The organism is Paraliobacillus zengyii (assembly GCF_003268595.1).
Lineage (GTDB): Bacteria > Bacillota > Bacilli > Bacillales > Amphibacillaceae > Paraliobacillus_A > Paraliobacillus_A zengyii.
Genome location: NZ_CP029797.1, coordinates 3,678,924 through 3,702,740, shown reverse-complemented (window position 1 = coordinate 3,702,740; position 23,817 = coordinate 3,678,924). Strand labels below are relative to the sequence as shown.

General features: G+C 35.0%; 25 protein-coding genes. 16 read left to right on the top strand and 9 right to left on the bottom strand.

All coding sequences use genetic code 11. The annotated features are described in order from the left end of the window. The first annotated feature begins 222 nt into the window (after positions 1–222). The 9 genes from DM447_RS18080 (at position 223) to manA (ending at position 11,724) form a co-directional block, all read left to right on the top strand. Positions 223–1,509: an adenylosuccinate synthase gene (locus DM447_RS18080; RefSeq protein WP_112182573.1), complete on the top strand. Its 1,287-nt coding sequence runs from the start codon at positions 223–225 to the stop codon at positions 1,507–1,509. Positions 1,510–1,821: 312 nt separating this feature from the next. Next, positions 1,822–3,255 carry a M23 family metallopeptidase gene (locus DM447_RS18075; protein ID WP_112182572.1) on the top strand — a complete coding sequence of 478 codons (1,434 nt, stop codon included), beginning with the start codon at positions 1,822–1,824 and terminating at the stop codon, positions 3,253–3,255. A gap of 161 nt (positions 3,256–3,416) precedes the next feature. Beyond that, complete coding sequence (yycF, locus tag DM447_RS18070) at positions 3,417–4,118, top strand: response regulator YycF (protein ID WP_112182571.1); 702 nt, start codon at positions 3,417–3,419, stop codon at positions 4,116–4,118. Between the two features lie 5 nt (positions 4,119–4,123). Further along, the gene (gene walK / locus DM447_RS18065) at positions 4,124–5,950 is read left to right on the top strand and encodes a cell wall metabolism sensor histidine kinase WalK (protein WP_112182570.1); all 1,827 of its coding nucleotides are present in this window, start codon (positions 4,124–4,126) and stop codon (positions 5,948–5,950) included. Beyond that, positions 5,947–7,299 carry a YycH family regulatory protein gene (locus DM447_RS18060; RefSeq protein ID WP_112182569.1) on the top strand — a complete coding sequence of 451 codons (1,353 nt, stop codon included), beginning with the start codon at positions 5,947–5,949 and terminating at the stop codon, positions 7,297–7,299. The genes walK and DM447_RS18060 overlap by 4 nt, the downstream gene beginning before the upstream one ends. Next, positions 7,280–8,230: a two-component system regulatory protein YycI gene (locus tag DM447_RS18055; protein WP_157967321.1), complete on the top strand. Its 951-nt coding sequence runs from the start codon at positions 7,280–7,282 to the stop codon at positions 8,228–8,230. Before DM447_RS18060 ends, DM447_RS18055 begins: the two co-directional genes overlap by 20 nt. Next, on the top strand, positions 8,227–9,024 hold the full coding sequence (locus DM447_RS18050) for an MBL fold metallo-hydrolase (protein ID WP_112182567.1): 798 nt from the start codon (positions 8,227–8,229) through the stop codon (positions 9,022–9,024). Before DM447_RS18055 ends, DM447_RS18050 begins: the two co-directional genes overlap by 4 nt. A gap of 60 nt (positions 9,025–9,084) precedes the next feature. After that, entirely contained in the window at positions 9,085–10,320 is a 1,236-nt protein-coding gene (locus tag DM447_RS18045) for a S1C family serine protease (RefSeq protein ID WP_112182796.1), read from the top strand. Between the two features lie 444 nt (positions 10,321–10,764). Then, positions 10,765–11,724, top strand: a complete 960-nt coding sequence (manA, locus tag DM447_RS18040; RefSeq protein WP_112182566.1) for a mannose-6-phosphate isomerase, class I — start codon at positions 10,765–10,767, stop codon at positions 11,722–11,724. Positions 11,725–11,817: 93 nt separating this feature from the next. Here the strand turns inward: manA and DM447_RS18035 are convergent, their stop codons facing one another. From DM447_RS18035 to DM447_RS18020, 4 genes are all read right to left on the bottom strand, one after another. Then, entirely contained in the window at positions 11,818–12,351 is a 534-nt protein-coding gene (locus DM447_RS18035) for a GNAT family N-acetyltransferase (protein ID WP_112182565.1), read from the bottom strand. Between the two features lie 673 nt (positions 12,352–13,024). After that, positions 13,025–14,017: an L-glyceraldehyde 3-phosphate reductase gene (gene mgrA / locus DM447_RS18030; RefSeq protein WP_112182564.1), complete on the bottom strand. Its 993-nt coding sequence runs from the start codon at positions 14,015–14,017 to the stop codon at positions 13,025–13,027. Positions 14,018–14,044: 27 nt separating this feature from the next. Next, positions 14,045–14,404, bottom strand: a complete 360-nt coding sequence (locus tag DM447_RS18025; protein ID WP_112182563.1) for a Lin0512 family protein — start codon at positions 14,402–14,404, stop codon at positions 14,045–14,047. 147 nt (positions 14,405–14,551) lie between these two features. Beyond that, positions 14,552–15,112 carry a GNAT family N-acetyltransferase gene (locus tag DM447_RS18020; protein WP_112182562.1) on the bottom strand — a complete coding sequence of 187 codons (561 nt, stop codon included), beginning with the start codon at positions 15,110–15,112 and terminating at the stop codon, positions 14,552–14,554. Between the two features lie 141 nt (positions 15,113–15,253). Here DM447_RS18020 and DM447_RS18015 point away from each other — a divergent pair, with 141 nt between their 5' ends. From DM447_RS18015 to DM447_RS18005, 3 genes are all read left to right on the top strand, one after another. After that, positions 15,254–15,880: a flavodoxin family protein gene (locus DM447_RS18015; protein WP_112182561.1), complete on the top strand. Its 627-nt coding sequence runs from the start codon at positions 15,254–15,256 to the stop codon at positions 15,878–15,880. Positions 15,881–16,009: 129 nt separating this feature from the next. After that, positions 16,010–16,189, top strand: a complete 180-nt coding sequence (locus tag DM447_RS18010) for a hypothetical protein (RefSeq protein ID WP_112182560.1) — start codon at positions 16,010–16,012, stop codon at positions 16,187–16,189. A gap of 263 nt (positions 16,190–16,452) precedes the next feature. Then, positions 16,453–17,121: a potassium channel family protein gene (locus DM447_RS18005; protein WP_112182559.1), complete on the top strand. Its 669-nt coding sequence runs from the start codon at positions 16,453–16,455 to the stop codon at positions 17,119–17,121. Positions 17,122–17,135: 14 nt separating this feature from the next. On the opposite strand, the gene DM447_RS18000 is transcribed toward DM447_RS18005, so the two are convergent. From DM447_RS18000 to DM447_RS17980, 5 genes are all read right to left on the bottom strand, one after another. Beyond that, positions 17,136–17,735, bottom strand: a complete 600-nt coding sequence (locus DM447_RS18000) for a DJ-1/PfpI family protein (protein WP_112182558.1) — start codon at positions 17,733–17,735, stop codon at positions 17,136–17,138. Between the two features lie 104 nt (positions 17,736–17,839). Then, a complete protein-coding gene (locus DM447_RS17995) occupies positions 17,840–18,115 on the bottom strand; it encodes a hypothetical protein (RefSeq protein ID WP_112182557.1) in 276 nt (91 codons plus the stop codon). A 73-nt stretch (positions 18,116–18,188) separates the two neighbouring features. Then, positions 18,189–18,632 (bottom strand): ASCH domain-containing protein, encoded by a 444-nt coding sequence (locus DM447_RS17990; RefSeq protein ID WP_112182556.1) that lies wholly within the window; start codon positions 18,630–18,632, stop codon positions 18,189–18,191. Next, a complete protein-coding gene (locus DM447_RS17985; protein WP_112182555.1) occupies positions 18,632–19,057 on the bottom strand; it encodes a GNAT family N-acetyltransferase in 426 nt (141 codons plus the stop codon). Before DM447_RS17985 ends, DM447_RS17990 begins: the two co-directional genes overlap by 1 nt. A gap of 108 nt (positions 19,058–19,165) precedes the next feature. Next, positions 19,166–19,588: an organic hydroperoxide resistance protein gene (locus DM447_RS17980; RefSeq protein WP_112182554.1), complete on the bottom strand. Its 423-nt coding sequence runs from the start codon at positions 19,586–19,588 to the stop codon at positions 19,166–19,168. A 144-nt stretch (positions 19,589–19,732) separates the two neighbouring features. Between DM447_RS17980 and DM447_RS17975 the strand changes: the two genes are divergently transcribed. From DM447_RS17975 to DM447_RS17960, 4 genes are all read left to right on the top strand, one after another. Next, a complete protein-coding gene (locus DM447_RS17975) occupies positions 19,733–20,182 on the top strand; it encodes a MarR family winged helix-turn-helix transcriptional regulator (protein WP_112182553.1) in 450 nt (149 codons plus the stop codon). A gap of 27 nt (positions 20,183–20,209) precedes the next feature. Then, positions 20,210–20,689: a 23S rRNA (pseudouridine(1915)-N(3))-methyltransferase RlmH gene (gene rlmH, locus DM447_RS17970; protein ID WP_112182552.1), complete on the top strand. Its 480-nt coding sequence runs from the start codon at positions 20,210–20,212 to the stop codon at positions 20,687–20,689. Between the two features lie 390 nt (positions 20,690–21,079). Continuing rightward, positions 21,080–21,571, top strand: coding sequence for a hypothetical protein (locus tag DM447_RS17965; protein WP_112182551.1), 492 nt, complete (start codon positions 21,080–21,082; stop codon positions 21,569–21,571). Positions 21,572–22,209: 638 nt separating this feature from the next. Continuing rightward, positions 22,210–23,520, top strand: a complete 1,311-nt coding sequence (locus tag DM447_RS17960; protein WP_162632685.1) for an HNH endonuclease — start codon at positions 22,210–22,212, stop codon at positions 23,518–23,520. The last annotated feature ends 297 nt before the right edge of the window (positions 23,521–23,817 follow it).

Sequence of the window (23,817 nt, the reverse complement as noted above, 5' to 3'; positions counted from 1 at the left end):
CAGATAAAATGCTTGGCTCTCTTTTTTTATTTCCTGGGAAATCCGAAAATAAAAAAGTCGAACGAATTATTTGAAAACAAAGAAAACGTTCGCCTAATCGATTGACAGGAGCATGTTAGATTGGTACACTAACTTTGGCGTGTTTATCTTAAAATTATGTAACAAGTGTGTGGAATAAAAAATAAATAATTTGATAAAATACAACTGGCGGAGGTGCCGAATATGTCATCAGTAGTAGTAGTAGGAACACAATGGGGAGACGAAGGTAAAGGTAAGATTACTGATTTCCTGTCTCAAAATGCAGAAGTGGTCGCGCGATATCAAGGTGGGAATAATGCAGGACATACAATTAAGTTTGACGGAGTAACATATAAATTACACTTAATTCCTTCTGGGATATTTTTTGAGGAGAAAGTATGTGTACTTGGTAATGGTATGGTGATTGACCCGAAAGCAATTGTAGAGGAATTAAAGTATTTACATGATAAGGGTGTTAGCACGGATAACTTACGAATTAGTAATCGTGCACACGTAATTTTACCGTATCATTTAAAATTAGATACATTACAAGAAGAAGAAAAAGGTGTTAACAAAATAGGTACAACGAAAAAAGGTATTGGTCCTGCTTATATGGATAAGGCAGCACGGGTTGGTATTCGTATCGTAGATCTTTTAGATAAAGAAGCTTTCCGTGAAAAATTAGAACAAAATTTAGCAGAAAAAAATCGCTTATTTTCAAAAGTATATGAAATAGAAGAAATGCATGTAGAAGACATTCTAGAAGAGTATTATCAATATGGACAAGAAATCGCAAAATATGTTGCTGACACATCTGTTGTTTTAAATGATGCGCTTGATCAAGGACGTCGTGTTTTATTTGAAGGTGCACAAGGTGTTATGTTGGATATTGATCAGGGTACATATCCCTTTGTAACTTCCTCCAATCCTATTGCTGGTGGGGTAACAATTGGGTCTGGTGTAGGCCCATCAAAAATTAATCATGTAGTTGGCGTATCCAAAGCATATACGACAAGAGTAGGAGATGGTCCTTTCCCAACAGAGTTACATGACGAAACGGGCGATAGAATACGTGAAATCGGAAATGAATATGGTACGACAACTGGACGTCCTCGTCGTGTTGGTTGGTTTGATAGTGTCGTTGTTCGTCATGCTCGCCGTGTCAGTGGTATTACCGATTTATCATTAAACTCAATTGATGTTCTAACTGGTATTAAAACATTAAAAATTTGTACCGCCTATCGGTATAAAGGAACGGTAATGGAGGAATTTCCAGCTAGTCTTAAAATATTAGCTGATTGCGAACCAATTTATGAAGAAATGCCTGGTTGGGATGAAGATATCACTGGAGTAAAAAGTTTACATGAACTTCCAGAGAATGCACGTCATTATTTGGAACGGATTTCACAACTCACACAAATTCCTTTATCTATTTTCTCAGTTGGTCCAGATCGGATGCAAACCAACGAAGTAAGAAGTGTATATAGTTAAAATAAGAACCTACCAAAGAATTATTTTGGTAGGTTTTTATATGGTTTAGCAAGGTTTAATCATGTTAGATACAATCTCATAACATAATTGTAATAAAACATACAAATTATGTTAATTTTCTCACCTTTTTAAAGAATACAAGAAGATTATTGTCTAAATTAACAGTTAACAGGGTTTAAATGGTTACAATTATACAGTTATATTACAAAACCTTTAAAAGGGTTTAATTATAGAATGCTTCTGTGGTAGCCTATAGAAGGTCTCAATTTAATAGAGTTGATAGAGAGACCAAGGAATCGTAGGAGGACTAGAATGATGAGAAGCAATGTGAAATCTAGCAAACTTAGTATATTTAAAAAAACTGCATTAATAACTGTGTTGGGTATTGCATTAACAAGTAATATTGCATATGCTGCTGACGATGGACTATCTACGGTCTACCACGTCTATATGGACGGAGAACACATTGGTACAACAGACAGCAAAGACGTTATTACTTCGTATATAGATGAATTAATCACTGCGCGTGAAGAGGCAAATGATACATATGCTTACGTCACGAAACAAGAAATCTCCTACGTTCCAGAACGTGTATTTAATCCAGATGCCTCTAACGAAGAGGTATTAACAAAGATTGAAGAAGATATTGCAATTCAAGTGAATGCATATGGTCTTCAAATTGGTGATAAAATAGCCGGTTATTTTAAAAACAAAGAAGAGGCTGAGAAAACCTTACAGCAATATAAAGAGAAATATGTAGATAAAGAAATATTAGAGAATCTAGAGAATGCTGATAAAGATTCAGATGATGAACAAATGCCGTTGTCAGTTGGTGATTCCGCTATTTTAGAAGTAGAACTATCAGAAGAGGTTACCTATCAAGAAGAGAAAGTTAATGAAGATGTAGTTATTACTGTTGATCAAGGTATTGAGTTGCTAGAAAAAGGTACATTACAAGATAAAGTACACACGGTAGAAGAAGGTGATGTACTGGGCTCTATTGCAGGTCAATATGACTTAACTACAGAGAAATTAATAGCTTTAAATGAAACCTTGTCAGAGGATGCAGTATTACAAATTGGACAAGAATTGAATGTAACAGAATATGCGCCATTTGTTAATGTAGTAGTGACAAAAGAGGAATTAGTAGAAGAAGAAATCGCATACGAAAAAGAAGTTGAACAATCCGACGATTTATATAAAGGCGAGAAAGAAGTAAAGCAAGAAGGACAAGATGGTAAGAAAGAAGTACAATATGCAATTGAGATTAGTAATGGAAGTGTTGTGTCTAAAGAAGTTATTAACGAAGAAGTAACGAAAGAACCGACAAAAGAAATTATAGTAGAAGGTACGAAAGTGGAATCATCTAGAGGGTCAGGTAATTTTATTTGGCCAACTGTTGGCGGGTACATTTCTAGTTATATGGGAGAAAGATGGGGTTCTTATCATAAAGGCATAGATATTGCTGGTCCTAGTAATAGAGCAATAATAGCGGCTGATAATGGAACAGTAGAATCAGCAGGCTGGGATAGTGGTGGTTACGGTAACAAAGTTATTATTAATCATAATAATGGTTATAAAACAGTTTATGCACACCTAGCTTCTATTAGTGTAAGCTCTGGAGAAACAGTTACACAAGGCGAACAGATTGGTGTTATGGGTACAACAGGTAACTCAACAGGTATTCATTTACACATTGAAGTATATAAAGACGGTAATAGAATTGATCCAGCAAGTATATTTTAAAGTGGAGATAAATGCTGTATCAATTTAATAAAGAGCTAAACCCTTGTTGCAAAAATGCTTCAAGGGTTTTAATTATATTTCCATTGTTAAAGAAAAGACATTTAAGCTAAAGTACGCTAAAATGATAGTGAGTAAGTTTGTAAAAGGAGGCTTTACCTAAAATGAGTCAAAAGATATTAGTTGTAGATGATGAGAAGCCAATTGCAGATATATTAAAATTTAATTTAGAAAAAGAAGGATATACCGTTATATGCGCTTATGATGGTGATGAAGCAGTTCGATTAACAGATCAGGAAAATCCAGATCTTTTATTATTAGATATAATGTTACCTAATCGTGATGGTAATGAAGTATGCCGTGAGATTAGGAAAAGACATAGTATGCCAGTTATCATGTTAACAGCTAAAGATTCTGAAATCGATAAAGTGTTAGGTTTGGAATTAGGGGCGGATGATTATGTGACGAAGCCATTTAGTAATAGAGAGGTTATTGCTAGGGTTAAAGCAAATTTACGACGTCAGCAAGTTCCAGTTGACAACCAAAGAGTGAATAAAGATATTCAAATCGGAACATTAGTTATCCATCCAGATGCCTATACAGTTACGAGAAATGGCACATACGTGGAACTAACGCATCGAGAGTTTGAATTATTACATTATTTAGCACGCCATATTGGTCAAGTGATGACACGTGAACACTTATTAGAAACGGTATGGGGCTATGATTATTATGGTGATGTACGAACGGTTGATGTTACGGTTAGAAGATTGCGTGAAAAGATTGAAGAGACACCAAGCACACCACTTTGGATTGTAACTAGAAGAGGTGTTGGTTATTATTTACGAAACCCTGAGCAGGAGTAATTTTCATGAAAAAGGTTAATATCTTTCAATCGATGCAGTGGAAAATTATTATCATTATGATCTTGTTGCTATTACTTGCTATGCAGGTAATAGGATCTTATTTTGCTCAGAGATTGGAAACGGATTTAAGAGCAAATTTCGAGGAAAATATTGATGAACGCTTAGAAGTCCTAAGTGATAACTTGGTAAAGGCTCTAGTTAAAGAAAGACCAGAAGATGGTACTGGTCCAACACTTGAGGCTGATGTAAGGGAAATCGTACAATTATATGGTAGAAGCGATGCATATTCCCAGTTACAAGTTATGGATAGGCAATATCGAATAATTGGTACAAATACACAAGAAGAAGATATCGGTAAACTAACAGGTAATAGTAATGTTCGAACCGCTATTATCTATGATAATTCTACAAGAGAAATGCAGCGTGATCAACAGACAGGTGAACGGCGATTAATTCGTATCGTACCACTTTATGACAATAATGAACCACTAGGTGCCATTTATTTAGAAGCTTCAATGGAAGAAGTATTTGCTCAAGTTGAAAATATTAATGGTATTTTCTTAAATGGAACTTTAATAGCGATATTTGTATCAACAATAGTAGGAATATTAGTAGCGCGAGCTATTACAAAACCGATAACAGAAATGCGAAGACAAGCAACTATTATGTCCCGAGGTGACTTCTCGCAGAAGGTAAATGTATACGGTACAGATGAGATTGGGCAACTTGCCATAACATTTAATGACATGAATGAAAAAATAAGATTAGCAAATCACACAACAGAAGAAGAACGTCAAAAATTAAGTTCAGTCCTTTCAAATATGTCTGATGGTGTGCTTGCTACAAATGAGAACGGACAAGTAACGCTAATGAATGAACCTGCTTCCTTGTTACTTGCGAAAACGTTTGAAGAAATTAAAGGAGAATCTATTATTGATGTCCTTCAGCTTGAGGATAAAGCCATCGATTTAATGGATTTTCAAGAAGCGGGTTCGCTTACAATTGATTTTAGTGATGATGATCAATTGTTTTTAATTAAGGCTAACTTTTCTGTCGTGCAAGATGAAAGTGAAAATTTCACAGGGTTAATTACAGTTATTAGTGACGTAACCGAACAGGAAAAAGAAGAAAAAGAGCGTCGTGAATTTGTTTCTAACGTATCCCATGAATTGCGCACACCACTTACGACAATGCGTAGTTATTTAGAAGCGTTAACTGACGGCGCTTGGGAAGATAAAGAAATAGCACCACAATTTTTGGAGGTCACGCAAAATGAAACAGAACGGATGATTCGATTAGTTAACGACTTATTGCAATTATCGAAGATGGATCATAAAGAACAGACAATGCACAAAGAACGCGTAAATGTTGTTCCGTTTTTCCATCATGTCCTCGATCGATTTGAGATGAATAAGGAAGAGTCTGTTACGATTAATCGGTATATTCCTAAAGACAGCCTGTTTCTATGGATGGATAAAGATAAAATTATTCAAGTTATCGATAATATTATTTCAAATGCTATTAAATATTCGGCAGTAGACGGAACGATTCACTTTCGGGTTGTTAAGGATAAGCAACGAATCAGAGTGAGTATCGCTGATCAAGGACCTGGAATTGCACGTGAAAAATTGGATAAAATATTTGACCGTTTTTACCGTGCTGATAAAGGAAGATCTAGAGAAGTTGGTGGAACGGGACTTGGGCTTGCAATTGCTAAGGATATAATTGTCTCACACCACGGTCAAATTTGGGCTGAAAGTATGGAAGGAAAAGGTACAACTATTCTCTTTACATTGCCACTCATAACCCGAAAGCGTGGTGCTAAGAAATGAATCTAGAGAGCATTAAATCATTTATATTAATATTTCTAATTGCTGCTAGTTTATTATTAACGTTAGCGACTTGGAATTATCAACCGAATATTGATGAGGATGAGGGCGATACCGAAGATAGTGTAATTGAAGCACAATTAGATGGCGAACAATTAACTAAAAAAGATGTGGTACGCCCCTCACAAATTATTTATAAATTAGAAGGACAAGCAGTAGGTCTAGCCGATAAAAACAATGAAAATGATCTTTATAATCAAATTTTAAATTTGTCATTATATAATTTCGAAGTAATGTCTAATCCTATGAATCAATTAGAGAATAATCAAAATCAAGTAGAGATTATTTTCCCAACAGAACTCCCAACGGATGTTATTGTTGATCTGTTCTCTATTGACAATGAGGTGAATATTCCAGATAGTACATTTGATCGCGTCTATATAACGCTATCAAGTAACCAAGAAGATAATCAAATTGTTTTTGTGAAAACTTCTACTGGAACGGCAATAGGTGCAAAATTTCAAAATTCAAATCAAACGATTGAATTTCTAATTGATTATGAAAATGATAATGAAAGCATTCGTTATGAAGTGTTGGAAAATGCAAATGAACTCGCGATTTATTTACCAAGTGAGATTTCATTAGCGATAGAGTACTTTTCATATAAAACTCTGGATAGTGAACCTTTTCGTAATTTGTTGTTTAATACACCATCATCAGTTAGAAATTACAAGAATAACAATAGAGAAATCTATACAGATGGTATCAGTGAAATGACGATAGAAGATGGATATAGTATTAGCTTCTCTAATCCATTAAATGATACTCAAGTATTAGAAGAATCGGTTACGCAATATCAATTATTTGATCAAGTACATCAATTTATAAATAAACACAATGGTTTTACGTCTACAGAGCCATTTCAATTTTTCTTATCTGAATTATTAACATCAGCAAACACCAATTTAGTAGAATATAATTTGGCTTATCTAGGGTACCCAATTTATGAAATGGGATCATTAGCAACCATTTCAATCAATTGGCATAACCAGGACCCTTCTATATACAGTCATCCGATTGTTCAATTAGTTGATAGACTTGAAACAGGACTAGTGCCAACAGCATTTTTAGATACGACTAGTGTTTTAGAAATTTTGAATGGAAATACGTATAGTGATAAAACCGTTTATGACGTAGCTGTAGGATATCAAATAGAACAGGAATCTGGAAGTGAGACTCAGGCGTATAAATTAATTCCAACTTGGTATGTAGAAGGAATTAGTGGTTGGGAAGAATTAGAGATACCTGGTGAGTTGTTAGGAGGCGATAATAGTGCAATGGGGACAAATTAAATCACTATTTATAGTCTGCTTTCTAGTTTTAGATGTTTTTCTCATAAAACAATTAATTGACAAGCAAGAAGACGTGTCTTTCATAACAGAGTCTACAAAGGAAGAACAATTGCAACTGAATATTAATGGTCTAGATGATTTATCTGAAGAAACAATAGAAGCACCGCTAATATATGCAGTCAATCAATCATACTCTGCTGAGGATAGTATACGGCTCGAACAATATTCGAACCAAAATAATGTGATTGTTGATGAAATTTATCTATTTGGACAATTTGATGAGCCCATTCCTATTTCAATAGATGAGGATTCTGGAGTGAATATGGAATCATTAAATAGTTTGATTTTAAATAGTGGCGAATATACGTATTGGGGTAAGGATGAAAAGTCAAACAGCTTACTTTTTTTTCAAACAATGGAACAACCAATATATTATAATCAGAATGCATTGTTATTCATTCAATTAAATGATGATGACGAAATGATACAGTATGTACAAACAAAGTTAGAACAAGATGAAGAGCAGGAAGAAGCAAAAGATTTAATTACTGAAATTGACGCAGTTTCAAGGCTATTTCATAATGCTGGCTCTCTAGAACAAGGAGATACCGTGACAGATGTTGCGCTTGGTTATCATAACGTGACATCCTTACCAAATGGACTGCAAATATTGAACCCAACTTGGAATGTGACAGTTGACCAAGCTGAACACTATTTTATAAATGCAATAGCGGGACTTGCCTATCCCCAAAATGATGATTTTATTAAAACAACGGTTGCATCATTTCAAGATGTAATTCAAACTGCCAGTACAAGTGATTTTCAATTTATTCAAGCAGAAGATGAGGGAGAAGAAACAGAACTAATTGAAGAAATAGAACTAAATTTATTGGAGATATCTAATGCAATTATTGGGGTGGAAGAAGAATGACATTACGATTTACGGTATTAGCTTCAGGTAGCTCGGGCAATGCCTTTTATATAGGGACAGATAAAGAAAATATTTTAGTTGACGCAGGGTTAAGTGGAAAACAAATTGAGCGGTTATTTTTAGAGTCTTCAATTGATCTGAATAAACTAACAAAGATATTAGTGACACATGAGCATAGTGATCATATTAAAGGTTTAGGTATCGTAGCGCGTAAGTATAACTTGCCAATTTATGCAAACGAAAAAACGTGGAAAGCAATGGAAGGATCGATAGGTAAGATTACACTTGATCAAAAGTTTCTTTTTAACATGGAGGAAACCAAAACATTTGCAGATATTGATGTGGAATCATTTGGTGTCTCGCATGATGCTGCAGAGCCAATGTTTTATACGTTTCACCATGAAGGAAAAAAGGTTTCACTCGTAACAGATCTTGGTTACGTTTCGGAACGTATTAAGAAAACAGTTGAAAACTCTGATGCTCTTATATTTGAAGCAAATCATGATGTCTCGATGTTACAAATGGGACGTTATCCTTGGAGCGTGAAACGTCGTATTTTAGGTGATACAGGACACGTTTCAAATGAAGACTGTGCTTTAGCGCTTGAGGATATTATTGGCGATAATACGAAAAGAATTTACTTGGCTCATTTAAGTAAAGATAATAATATGAAGGAACTAGCACGTATGTCAGTTGAAAATCAGTTACGAGAATCTGGATTTTCAATTGGAAATGGTATTGATATTTATGATACAGACCCAACAACACCAACTTCTCTCTATAAAGTAGTTTAAAATAAAGCTTATCAACACAAACTATCGGTAAGAAATGAAATCATAGAGAGGAAGGTCATGATGGTCTATTACCATGATGATGAGAAAGAAATGAATGAACAGGATCAAAGAACAACTGAAAAAAAGCGAAACAGATGGGTTTTACCTGGCATAATCGGTTTGTTACTCGGGATGTTCTTATTTGCGGTTGCCTTACCTAGTTTAGTACGGTACGATATTTTACCTTATCAAATCGTTATCAGCGAGGATCAACTAACTGTTAATAATGGTGAAACAGCCGATCTGAATAATAATCTTCAATCGTTAAGCTTAGATGTCACAACACAAATCACAGGTATTGTTGCAGACGTTAGTCCAGCAGTAGTTGGGATAGAAAATATCCAATCAGAAGCAACCTTTTGGGATCAGGAATCAAGTGAAGCTGGGACCGGTTCAGGTGTCATCTATAAAAAAGCGGATAATCGAGCATTTGTCGTTACAAATCATCATGTGATAGAAGGTGCTGATCAAATTGAAGTTATTTTATCAGATGGAACGCGTTTAGCAGCGGAGTTAAAAGGGACCGATCTTTTTACTGATTTAGCCGTTTTAGAGATGGATGGTGAAGCAGTTAATCATGTAATTGAGATTGGTAATTCAGATGAAGTAAAAGTCGGTGAACCTGCTATTGCAATTGGGAATCCATTAGGTTTAAATTTATCCGGTTCAGTCACACAAGGTGTTATTAGCGGTAAGCAACGAGCAATTCCTCAGGACTTTGATGGAGATGGACGAGCCGATTGGCAAACAGAGGTTATTCAAACGGATGCAGCGATAAACCCTGGTAATAGTGGAGGAGCGCTACTTAATGTGAATGGCCACTTAATTGGTATTAATTCGATGAAAATTGCCCAATCGGCAGTAGAAGGAATCGGTTTTGCTATACCTATTGATGCTGCTGTACCAGTTATAAATGAATTAGAAACAGAAGGTCAAATGAGACGAGCGTTTCTAGGAGTAGAAGCTTATTCTTTAGGAGATGTAGCACAGGTTGAATGGCAACGTAGCTTAAATCTACCTAATGACGTAGAGAGTGGTATCTATTTACAACGAATAGAACCGATGTCACCAGCTGCAGAAGCTGGTTTGGAACCTTACGACGTTATCATTGCTTTAGATGATCAGGAAATTGGTAATATTATTGATTTGAGAAAGCATTTGTATCAAGTAAAAGAACCAGGAGACGAAATGGTCGTGACATATTACAGAGGCAAAGAAAAAAATCAAGTAACGATAAAATTAACGGAGCAAGAGTAGCAGATAAGAATGCTACTCTTTTTTTACTTATACACAGGTTTATAAGTGGATAAACGATAGAAAATAAGAAGTTTTACACATGAAATGGTCAAATATAGAAAGTTATGCACAGCCTGTGTATAAAGCTGAGGATAACTTTCTATATTTAGTGGCGAACATTTATTCCGATACCAAATAGCAAATAAACAAAAAAACATGTAGATAAAATACGTGGATAACCTGTTATTAACCTGTTAAGTACTGTTGATAAACGATTATAATAGAATTTGTGTATAAAATTGTGGATAACAATTGTTGAACAAATTCATTTGTTACATACGCAAATAGGAAATAGTTTGATATGATATAAAGAAGAAAAGTAATATGTGTTTTTCATTATGTTTATCCATTTTATCCAAAAATATTTTTTCAGAAAACAGCCTATTAAAAGGAGTGTATAAAGTAATGTATCAAGAACCTATTTTCTTAACGCCTGTCTTTCAAGAACGGATTTGGGGCGGACAAAAGTTACAAACTGAATTTAATTATGAGATTCCATTTGAACATACTGGTGAAGCTTGGGTTATATCCGCGCATCCAAATGGCCCGAGTATAATAAAGAACGGTGCCTTAAAAGGAGAGTCTTTAAAAGAGGCCTGGGAACAACATGGCGATTTATTTAATAGAAAAACAACGAACGATGAGGCCTTTCCATTATTAATTAAAATTCTTGATGCCAATGATGATTTATCTGTCCAAGTACATCCTGATGATAAATATGCGAGAGAAGTGGAAAATCAGCCATATGGAAAGACAGAATGTTGGTATGTGCTGTCAGCAGATGATGATGCTCAAATTATATTTGGACATCATGCAAACACACATGATGAATTGAAACAAATGATAGCAGATGGAGAGTGGGATAACTTATTACGAAGGGTGCCTGTCAAAGAAGGCGATTTTGTTTACGTTCCAAGTGGAACCATTCATGCAATAGGTAAAGGTATTGTCATATTAGAAACACAGCAGAGCTCTGACATTACATATCGCGTTTATGACTATAATCGCACAGATGCACAAGGTAATACGCGGGAGCTACATTTAAATGCCGCAACAGACGTGACAACTGTTCCGCATGAGACTCCAAATGTTGACCAACTAGAAGAAATAGATGCTGGCTTAACTGCCAAACGTTTAGTAAAAGAAACATATTTCACTGTGTACCATTGGAATTTAGATGGTGTAGTTGAAAAAGAACGTGTTGTCGATTTTCTGCAAATAAGTGTTGTAAAAGGACAAGCGGAAATTACTGTTAAAGGAAACGTATTTACAATAAACAAGGGTGAAAACTTTATTATTCCAGCAACAGTTGATCACTATCGATTAGAAGGACAAGCGGAATTTATTGTTTCGTATCCATCATAAATGAGTGAAAAATTACAACAAAGTGTGAGTAAATTTATTGTAGAGTAAATAAAAAACTTCCGTCTGTTTTAACAGACGGAAGTTTTTTGGCTTTTAATCACGTTGCCATTCAGTCTCAAGTATACTCATCTCATAGAGACTCCAATATTGATCATTCATCTTTCGATAGTCTCTGAGTAATCCATCAATAAGGAATCCGGCCTTTTTATAGCAGTTGATTGCGCCAATATTAAAATCAAATACACCTAAGCTAAGTCTATGTAAATGTAAGTCTTCAAAACCTATTTTGACGATTGCTTTAATCATCAATTCCCCTGTCCCTTTCCCTCGCATACTTGTATCGCCGACTAGGACTTTGCCAATTCGTGCACTTTTATTTCTATAATCTATATTGCCTAAAGAAATGTGACCAATTGTTCTGCCGCTTTGCACATCTATTACTTTATAAACAAGTTTCGTAGCATCTTGCTGGTTACTATCTTCAAGATAGGTGCTTAATTGACTTTTTGAAAGCGGAAATATAAATGTCGGACCAGCCCATTGAAGTAAAAAAGCAGGTGAGGTTCCATTATTCCATTCTATCAATTGTTCAAAGTCGTCTTCTGTAAAATATTCTAATCGTATCATCATGTGAACTCCTCTCAAATATAGTAAATAAAGAGCGTATTACTTAGTAGATTAAGTTTAAATCAATATTTATAACAAAACAAAGGCTAACGCTTCCATAGAAAATAACTGCGTTTCATTTGACAAACTTGAGGTAAACTCTGTGGTAACACTCTTCATATCAATGGCTATATAACAAGTGTATGCCCCGCTCCTCAAGCGAAATGGGCTCCCTTTCCGCAGGCACGTCTTCAGCTAACTTCGTTAAGCAAAAGGCGCTTTCCGAAGTGGATCTTCAGATCGCGCTGTTCCTGCAGGAGTGTCACCCATTTCGCTTGATCCGCTAGTTTAATCCGCTTATTAAAAATCATATTAAATGGTTGTTATTTGTAATTAAAATACAAGTTAGCAATTGATTGTAGCGCAAGGCAGTTGACTCGCGCGGAAAGCGACTGCCTGAAGTGGAAATCAGCATGGCGGTTACCACAGAATCTATGGATGTTCAGTAACAAATAACTTTTTTAAATAGTGTCAGGTTTTATAATGAACAGACGCCAAACTCATAACAGCAAATGATTAGCGCTTATTTTTAAGTGCGAACGTACAGTTATTAACTTTTGAATAGCTGTATTTTAGATTTGTATCAAAAAGAAAACACCGTTAGGAATGATAATCCTAACGGTGTTTCTTATTATCATTTTAAGATGGAATTAATGGTTGCTAATTCATTTTCAGTGAAGTCAGCATATTCTAATGCTTTTACATTCTCTTCAATTTGACTGACACGACTTGCACCAATAAGAGCAGAGACGACCGCTTTTTCTTGTAAGACCCATGTTAAGGCCATTTGTGCTAATGATTGTCCACGTTCTTTCGCAACCTCATTTAGTTGTTTGACTTTGATTAACACATCTTCTGAAACATCCTTTTCATTTAGGAATGGAATGTGAGATTTTGCTACGCGTGAATCATTAGGAATGCCATTTATATATTTATCTGTTAGTAAACCTTGTGCTAAAGGAACAAAGGCAATACAACCAATACCTGCCTTTTCCAATACAGTGGTTAACCCATCTTCGACAGAACGGTTAAACATTGAATAAGCTGCTTGATGAATAATAAAAGGCGTTCCTTGTTCTTGTAGGATCTTCACTGCCTTATCAGTTTGCTCGGCTGAATAGTTTGAAATTCCAACATAAAGTGCTTTACCTTGGCGAACAATTAAATCAAGTGCAGCCATTGTTTCTTCTAAAGGAGTCTCTGTATCTGGACGATGATGATAAAAAATATCAACATAGTCTAACTGTAAACGCTTTAAACTTTGGTCTAAACTAGAAACAAGATATTTTTTTGATCCCCAATCACCATAAGGACCGTCCCACATTTTAAAACCAGCCTTAGTGGATATGATCAGTTCATCTCGGTAATTTTTAAAATCCTTATTGAAAATAGTTCCAAAGTTTTCTTCTGCGGAGCCTGGAGGAGGTCCATAATTATTTGCCAAGTCAAAATGTGTAATTCCTAAATCGAAAGCTCGTTGCAACATTTTGCGCTGGTTTTCAATGGCATCTTCACCACCAAAGTTGTTCCAAAGGCCAAGCGAGATAGCGGGTAGTTTTAAACCGGAATTTCCAACCCGATGGTACGGCATGTTTTCATATCGATCACTTGCAGGTATATAAGTCATCATTAGTCCTCCTATTTTGATTCCTTTTTAGTAGCCTACTTCTACGGCTGCAATAACGATATACATTAAATCATTCTTGTCAGCTTGTTCTTCTAAAACAATGCCACTAGAGATCGCCATCCCACCATCAATGATCTCGATAGTAACAGATCCATAAGGGATTTCTGCAATAACTTTTTCCATATCAACAAGGTGTGAATCTGCAGGTACAGCTAATTTAACATTCACCACCATGTTATCTAATGACTGATCAGGTAAGTAATGCTTTATTCCAGGCATTGAATTATAATGAATGGCATTTTGAACGGCTCTTATAGATGCTTTCGTTATATCTTGCCCGTGTGTATCCATACCTGTTCCTGTTTCAACAAAAATAATACGTTCCATTTTTCATACCTCCTATAGTCTACATATACTAAGCATACCTGATTCTGATAGTGTATAAACGTCGTATAGTTGTTATGTAATCATTTCGACACGTCTTAATAAATAACCTTTTCACCTGTTAAAGTATTACCTGGATAATCTGAGTAATTATTCGAGAGATAGTTCATCCCATTCCTGACGTAAAATACCCATTTTAATTGCATCATAATAGGTGTCATTTACGAATCGTGCATTTCTAATTCTTGCTTCTACTTGCATCCCAACTTTTTCTGCAACCTTCATCATTCTAAGGTTTCCTGACCAAGTTGACATACCTAAACGATGTAAAGTTGTTGATTTAAAAAGGAAATCTATCCATAGCTTATATGCTTCGTAACCATAACCGCCATTCCAATAATTTTTGTCGTAGATAACAATTCCAGTTTCCAACCAGTTGGTGTTTTTATCGATCCAATAAGCACCAACTGTACCGATCAGTTTATCATCTATCAAAATAACCAAAGTAGTTGGAACATTAGGGTATAACGTATTATTTTTTTTCCAACTTAATTTGTACTCGTCTTTTGAAAGATGTGTTTCTGGAATATAGGGTCCATTCCATTTCTTAGCGGCTTGTTCTTCTTCTTCATATCGCCAGTAATATAGTCGATCAATATCCACTTGTGTTGCTTCTTTTAAAACTACTTTTTCACCAACAAGATTTATCATGAAAAGACTCCTTCTTATGCTTGAAGTAAACGTTTTTATAATAGTTAGTTTAGCATAATTTCTGTAGATAGTTAAAAGCATTCAGATTTATCGGTTTAGAATTAGGGTATGTAAATATAAAAGTTAGAAAGAAGGGATAGTATGAGTAAACTGAACGTTCTATTTTTGAATGCATCTTTAAAAGGTAGAGAAGAAGTTTCAAATACAGAAGCGCTTTATCAACAGGTGGAGGAAATATATCGTGAGGAAGAATGTGAAACGGAGAATCTTCGTTTAGCCGATTACCATATTCCATTCGGTATGAGTGAAGACATGGGTGATGGAGATGAATGGCCACTTGTCCTAGAAAAAGTGAAGGCTGCAGATATTGTACTTATTGGAACGCCTATTTGGTTAGGTGAAAAGAGTAGTTTAGCAACGCTTGCAATTGAACGGCTATATGCGAGTAGTAGTGAAACCAATGAGAAAGGACAATCCATTTACTATAATAAAGTTGGTGGCGTAGTTATAACAGGAAATGAAGATGGCGCTAAAAAGGCTGCTTCTTCCGTCTTATATGGACTATCACATATCGGTTTTGTGATCCCGCCGAATGTAGATACTTATTGGGTAGGAGAAGCTGGACCAGGTCCTTCATTTATTGATGCTGGAGGAAAAGATAGTGACTTTGTGAAGAGTCATGTTAGTATGCTAGCATATAACACGTTGTATTTCGCGAAATTATTAAAGGATCATCCAATCCCTGCAAAAGGAAACACAATGGAATAAAAAGTAGCAAAAGAACAGTCATCATATAAATGGTGATTGTTTTTTTAAAAAAGATATCTATCGAAAACGGGTGTATATAAACTTGAAGGTTGAACGTGTTAGAATAGTAATACGGAGGTTGATAACAATATGAAAAATAACTATACAGTGCTGTTTATTATGTTCTTTGTTGGATCAATTGCAGGAGGTTTAGCATTGAATAATATTTTTGAATACGCCATGGTTACTGGGATTGGTTTAGGAATAATCTTTCTTCTGTGTGCTGGATATTTCGCAGGCAAGGATAATAAGAAGGCAGAGTCAAAGTAATATGTTTTATTACTATTGCTAAGAGGGATACATTTTAAAGATTCTCGAAAGAAGATTTCGTCACTCCTATTGCCAAGTAACAATGGATTAAAACTAAAACGCACTAATACGTTTAGACGTTATATCTATAAAAAACAGTAGAAATGTATAGTTTCTTTACCTTTGTTTTAATCTTATGGTAAGCTAGTAACAATTTGAATGCTTGAAAAGGTATTTAAAGCCATAGTACATTAAAAATAACTATTGTTTTGAAAGGAATTAAGATGGTAAAAGTTGAGAAAAAAGAGTTTGTCATCATGGGATTAGGTAGATTTGGTGGTAGCATGTGTAAAGAGTTGATTAAAGAAGGCGTTAATGTTTTGGCGATTGATAAGGATCGTGAGAGAGTACAGAAGTACGAAGACATTGCAAGTCAAGGTGTTGTACTTGATGCAATGGATAAACAAGCATTAAATGCAGTTGGTATCAGTAACTTTGATTGTGCTATTATTAGTTTCGGTGATGATATGGAGTCAAGCATATTAGTAACACTGTTATTAAAAGAGATGGGAATGAAACAAGTATGGGTGAAAGCTCGTAATGAATACCATCAAAAAATACTAGAAAAAATCGGTGCAGATAAAATTATTCATCCTGAACGTGATATGGCCAGAAGAATTGCGCATCACATTACGTCGGATAGAATCGTTGATTACATTGAAATAAGTAATAAACACAGTATTATTGAGATAGTAGCGAGTAGCCAAATTATAGGTAAAACAGTAGCTAACTTAAAAATAAAAGAAAAATATAAATGTGAAATTATTGCTATTAAAAAGAATGAAGAAAGTGTTGTCATGATACCAGCTGCTGATAAAGAGATTGAAACTGGCGATATTTTAATTGTAATGGGTGATAACCGTAAACTTAATCGCTTAAAAGAGGGGGTTTAAGATCTAGCTAAGAATCAAATCTTAGCTAGATCATATTCCATTCGCTTAACTGTTTGTAAGGCAATTTCTTCATTTAATAAACGTCTTACTATATGCAGACTCATCTGTATCCCTGCTGAAATTCCGGCTGAAGTAATAATACTTCCTTCGTCTACGTATTTCACGTTAGATAGTACATGCACTTTAGGGAACTTTCTTTGTAAAATCTTGATGTCCATCCAGTGTGTGGTGGCCTTTAAATTATCTAATAATCCTGCTTTGGCAAGAAGAAAGGAACCCGTACAGACACTGGCAAGTATTTCTATTTGTGAACTTTGAGCCTGAATCCAGTTAATCACTACTGGATTTTCAATCTCAATATGATCAGCTCCATACCCTCCAGGAATAATCACGATATCAAACAATGGTGCTGTTTCAAAGCTATAATCAGGTTGTACTTTTAAACCATTACGCGCTTTAATTAGCATGCCATCTTCTGAGACTGTCTTAACTTGAAATGGTTTTTCTTTCGTCACGGGATCTTCTGTAATAGATAACACTTCAAATGGACCAGCAAAGTCTAATACCTCTACTTCATTAAATAAAAATAGGCCAACTAACCACTGCTTTGTCATTTCGTTCAACTCCTTTAATAAGATAGACGGGAGCCTCACTTAAAAAGTTTCAATAAATAGTCGGTTATTTTTTCAAAAAAAGAAAACCTCTGTTTAGAGGTCTCCTATAAAACGTCACTGTTATTTTGTTGTGCTTCTTGTACTTGTTGCCGGATATCGTGGAGCTCTTCCGCTGCTTGTTGGAATTGTGGATTCTCTGTTGCCTCAGTACCAGCTTGTTCACGTGTACTATGCAAGGCATCTTCAGCTAGTTGTAACAGTTCCTGTGCTTGTTGAAGTAAATGAGGATCTTTACCTTGTGCCTGCATCACATCATGTTGCGCTGCTTGAATCTTTTTGCTAATGTCCTGTAATTGAAAATGTAAGTTCTCTTCTGCCATATAGATGTCCTCCATTTGTTTAGAAAGTACATCTAGTAGCATTCCTTGAAAAATTTAAGATATGTATGACCAACTAAATTAGTACCTCAAAGCGTTCACAAACTAGAAGCAGATCCTCTTTAAATTCCATATTTAATGATCGAAGTTCCTCTGTAAAAAACGTCTCATGTGCATGCCACCAATAAGAATAGGTTCTGTCACCCTCACCTTCCGCTAGTGCAAATTCTTCTGGTACTTCATTCATGGGTGCAAGTGTCACTTCTGTCGTTTTAATAATTACGACAGGTTCATCCTGACTGTCTAGGACAATACTATAGTCACCAACTTTAGGAAGCGGCTCCTTCTCAACTTCATAAAAGATATGGGCGGAGCACGTTGCTGTTTTTATATTATCGCAAACAAGTTTAGCTAATGTGTCGGCCTCAACTCCAAATTGCCATGACGTATAAGTAGTAGGTGCTTGCACATTTTTGTCTTTCCAATAAGCCTTCCAAAAATCTACTATTGTTTGTTTCATTAGTTAATCACCTTTTTAAACACATAACTAGCACGATCATAATCCATTTTCTTTTCATAAAAACGGTGTGCGTCTGTGCGCTGTAAACCAGATGATAGTGCAACGGATTCATAGTTGTTTTGCTTTGCCCAATCTTCGACGTACGATAATAACTCTTCGCCATATCCATTCGAACGTTTATCTGACGCTGTTACTAAATCACAAACCCAGACAAAACGGCCATAATAGAGTGTGATCATCGGTTTGAAACCAACGACTGCAACGATTTCATTCGCATCGTATAGAGCAGCGATTTGGTATTGGTCTACTTCTTGCGCCTCTTGAACCAAAGCAAGATACTTTTTTTCATCAAGATGTGTTCGTAACTGATTCATTACAGGAAATGCTGCAAGTAATTCATCTTCGGTATGTAGTGCTTTTATCATAATAAGTGACCACCTTTATTAAGTTTTCTGTTAATTTAAGCTTGGTCTATAACCCACTATTTGTCAACAAAAAAACGCAGAAGACTCATCTAGTCTTCTGCGTTTTAATTATAAAGCTTTTGCGCTTACTTCAACATCAATGTTTCCACGTGTAGCACGTGAATATGGACAAACTTCATGAGCAGCTTTTACTAATTCTACAGCTTCATCTTGCGATACACCATCAATAGCAGCATGTAGTTTAACGGATAAACCAAAACCACTTTCTTCTGCACCAATACTTACTTCAGCAGTTACAGTAGATTTAATTTTTTTCTTTGCTTGGCCTGCAACCATTTGAATTGCGCTATCAAAACAAGCAGCATACCCTGCAGAGAAAAGTTGCTCCGGATTTGTCGTTCCTGCTTTTTCTGAACCTCCAAGGCCTTTAGGCATAGAAAGCGTAAGGTCTAACGTTCCATCTGATGATTTTACCGTACCTTGACGTCCACCTTCAGCAGTTGATTTTGCAGTATAAAGAGCGTTTGACATGTTTATCGACTCCATTTCTGTGTTATAATTATATTATCTGCAATTTAATTGTACACAATCTAAATGAAAAAAGCAAGATAAAGTCTTTGGCCTTTTGAGTGTTCAAATAAATCTTTTGTTATAATAGATATAGGAGTGATGAAAATGCCGGATGAAATTTTAAAATTAGAAGACCAATTATGCTTTTCTCTATATGCAACGACTCGTGAAATGACGAAGCGCTATCGCCCGCTTTTAGAAGATTTACAAATAACATATCCACAATACCTTGTCTTACTCGTATTATGGGAAAAGGATGCGATCTCTGTAAAAGAGCTGGGGCATCGCCTATATTTAGACTCAGGTACACTGACGCCAATGCTGAAGCGGATGGCAGAGCACGATTGGATCAAGCGGGAACGATCAGATCAAGATGAACGTAAAGTGATCGTAACCTTAACAGAAAAAGGACGAGCAGCACAGGAGAAAGCGGCATGTATTCCGACAAAGCTACTTGAGAATGTCGATGGGGACCCAGAAGAATTTGAACAACTAAAACGAACATTAATGAAAATGTTACACAGTCTGCATGAACAAAATACAAAGGAACGATGAAATGAAAGGCTATTTGGAGGAAAATAGATGAACATTACAATTATTAGTGTTGGGAAGTTAAAAGAAAAATACTTGAAGCAAGGCATTGAGGAATATGTAAAACGTCTAGGTGCCTATGCGACAATCAACCTTGTCGAAGTTGCTGACGAAAAAGCACCAGAGAATTTGAGTCAAGCACAAATGCAAGAAGTCATCAACAAAGAAGGAGAACGGATACTCTCCAAAATCCAACCAGATACATATGTATTTACTTTAGAAATCAAAGGCAAGCAACTCACCTCCGAACAACTAGCCAGCCAACTAGATGACCTAGCAACACACGGAAAAAGTAAAATCGCTTTTTTGATCGGTGGATCGCTTGGGTTAAGTGTATCAGTTAGAAGTCGCAGTGACTTTGCCCTGTCCTTTTCAAAAATGACCCTACCACATCAGTTGATGCGTTTGGTGCTGGTGGAACAGGTTTATCGGGCTTATCGGATAAATCGAGGGGAACCGTACCATAAGTAAATGAGGTTTTTTTACGCAAAATAAAATGTATTTATTTTTATTGCCATTTCCACTTTTTTTGACATTAGTGTATAGGTATATGATGGATAAATTAGCTATAGCGTTAACTTTAAGAGGAAACCTTACCTACTAGCTATTGTAATTGCTTCAATAGAATTTGATTTAAAATCCAATTGTACTGTAAAAGATTAGTGAATCTGCTATTAAATAAATTTGATAGGTCAGTAAATATTTTTGTAGACCATAAAAACTAATAAAGGAAAGGTCAACGTGAAAAATGAGTCTTTATAAAAAATGTTATAGAAATTTATAGTTGCGATTCAGTACATGTAATTAAAAAAGAGGGTGAAAATTTTACATTTTAAAGTAATTGGAAACGGGGGAATTTAAATGTTTCAGATTGAAGCTTTAACTGATGATGAATTAATAGAGGCTTATGGGGGAGTAATAAATGAATTAAAGAATAGAGAAATAATTAGAAGTAAGAATTTATTAGGTGACTTAGGTGAATATTTTGCAATTAACTTTTATAGCAAGACTGCAGGGTTACCCAAATTGCAATTTGCACCAATTGGTACTCAAAATATTGATGCTATTAGTATAAATGGAGAAAGATATAGCATAAAGTCGACTACGGGTAAAACTACAGGTGTGTTTTATGGATTGAATGAACCAAATTCGGCTGAACCTGATCAGAAAAAATTTGAGTATGTAATAATAGTGGTATTTAATGGGGATTACTTATTAGATAAAATAATTGAATTGACATGGGACGAGTTTTTGAATAAAAGAAAATGGCATAGTAGAGTACGGGCCTGGAATTTATCAATAACCCAGAAATTAATAAATGAGTCAAAAGTTATCTACATAAAAAATAAATAAGAAAGTTATCACTAAATGGTACCTATAGAAAATACACACTCTTCTAGTATCTATCTATAGTTTTTTTGGAATTTAACCCCTTTTAGAAAAACCAAATCAAGGGGCTGTGCAAATAAGAGTATCAAAACTGGACTCTAAATTAATGGCATATTCAAGACGTTCAATGCTAATAGATAGGTCATTTTCAAACACTCTTACCTGTACGGAGAATGCCTATTTTTTTTGTTATTTCCTTATGTAGTTGATACGATACGATCAATCATTAAAGCCGTCCCATGTGATCTATTTCAACGTCTTCAACCATATGTGGGTATCATGTTATATCAATAACTTTTTCTCTTCGCAATAAAGGTCTTACATAATCTTTGAATTGCTCTAGAATTGATGAGATGTCTACAGCAACTCCGAAGGAGCAATCTAAAGTATCCACTATATTTCTTGCTAATCTTACGTAACCTTCTAATGTTAAGTACAGTTCTTTAACCTTTTCGCTGTATTTAAGTGTTTTTATTATTTATAATTCAAATATATTTGACATTATACAGCGTTTGGTGTATTTTATATATAAACAGCTGTTTAAGTTAATTATTTAATTAAAAAATAACTTAAATAACTAAAGTATGGGAGGATATAAGGTCATGAAAAATTTAGTGGATGATAGTTTATCAAGGTTGTCGGAAATTTCTCGGAAATACAGTATTACAATGAAATCATTATTAAAAATCTTGGAGATTGATCTAGAAAATAGTGAGCATCTTATGAACAGTAAAGAGCAATTAAAGGAAATATTAGTACCAAATAATTTTATTGCTCTTTTAGAAAATAAAGGGCATCTATTAACTCCAAGCGCAAGAGAGAAAGCATTTCAAAATGCTAAAGATAAAAACAGAATGCTTAAAATGAAAGATGGTGGTGTAGTATTTGCTAAACTATTGCAATCAAATGAATTGGGGAAACGCCCTAATGGAAAAAGAGCTGGTTCATTTTTACTAGTCCCTAAGCAAGTTGCGAAAGGTTACTTTGGTGAACTATCAATGTCAATTTTAAACCCTAAGAAGACGATTAGCATTAAAGCTAATGAAAGTGGAGAAGTGTATGACTATATATATGATTACCATAACAGTAGAATTGTAGAATCGAGACCAAAGGGTAGAGATGAGTATCGTATGTATTCAGGTTATATCAAAGAGTTAAATCCTGGTGACATTTTACTAATGATTGCTTCACCTAATCCACCAGTTGAATACATCACTTATCTTATTAACCCCAGTAATCTAAAATATGAAAAGGTAAAGGGATTGTTGAAAAAGTACAAATCAGGGAGAAGTTTGGCAGCACTAATCCCGATTTTAGAGCTAGTCGACATTGATATTACAATTGCTGAAATGTTTGAAAGTAATGAATCACTCTATGATTATGATGAAGAAGTAACTGATGCATTACCTGTAGACACTAGTCTTAAATCAATTCCGGAAGTTTCATCTACTTTGTCCCCAGAGGCATTGTCTGATTTGTTGAGACAAAGCTTACAAAATGAGGGCGTTGATCGAACAGTCACTGTTTTGAAAAAAATTAAACGCGATAGTAGATTCCGTAAAGCTGTTCTCAAAGCTTATAGTTATGAATGTTCAGTAACAGGACTTTCCATTAACTATGGACATACATTCAATGTACAAGCAGCTCATATTAAAGGAAAAGAGTACGGGGGCTCTGATAATCCAAAAAATGGGATTTCTTTTTCATTAGACCTTCATTGGGCATTTGATCGTGGCTTCTTTACCATTAATGATGATTATACTGTTAAAGTACATGAAAAGGCATTGGACAATAAAATACTTTTGGATATTGATCGCAAGAAAATAATACTGCCCCAAAATGAAGAATTAAAGCCAAGCTTGGAAATGATCAAATATCATAGGGAACATGTATTTGGTAGATTTGTTAAGTAATTCTAAAAAAACACATTTTTAAACCAGTGGTTTTTATATAGCAGCACATAAATATATATCAGTCATGCTATAAATAAAAACCGAAAAAATAATAACTTATGATTATAGACATAAGAATGTACCATCCCTGTTTAACTAGTAGTTGCCACGCGATTTACCGCTTAATGTAAAAAGTTTACCGATAGAAAAAATTTACAGTTAAAAAGCTTAATCCTCTTTATTTTTATCAAAGAATTAGGACAATGAGGTTCCGCAATCGTTTGTTTATGATTGCGGAACCTCATTAATTATTGAATA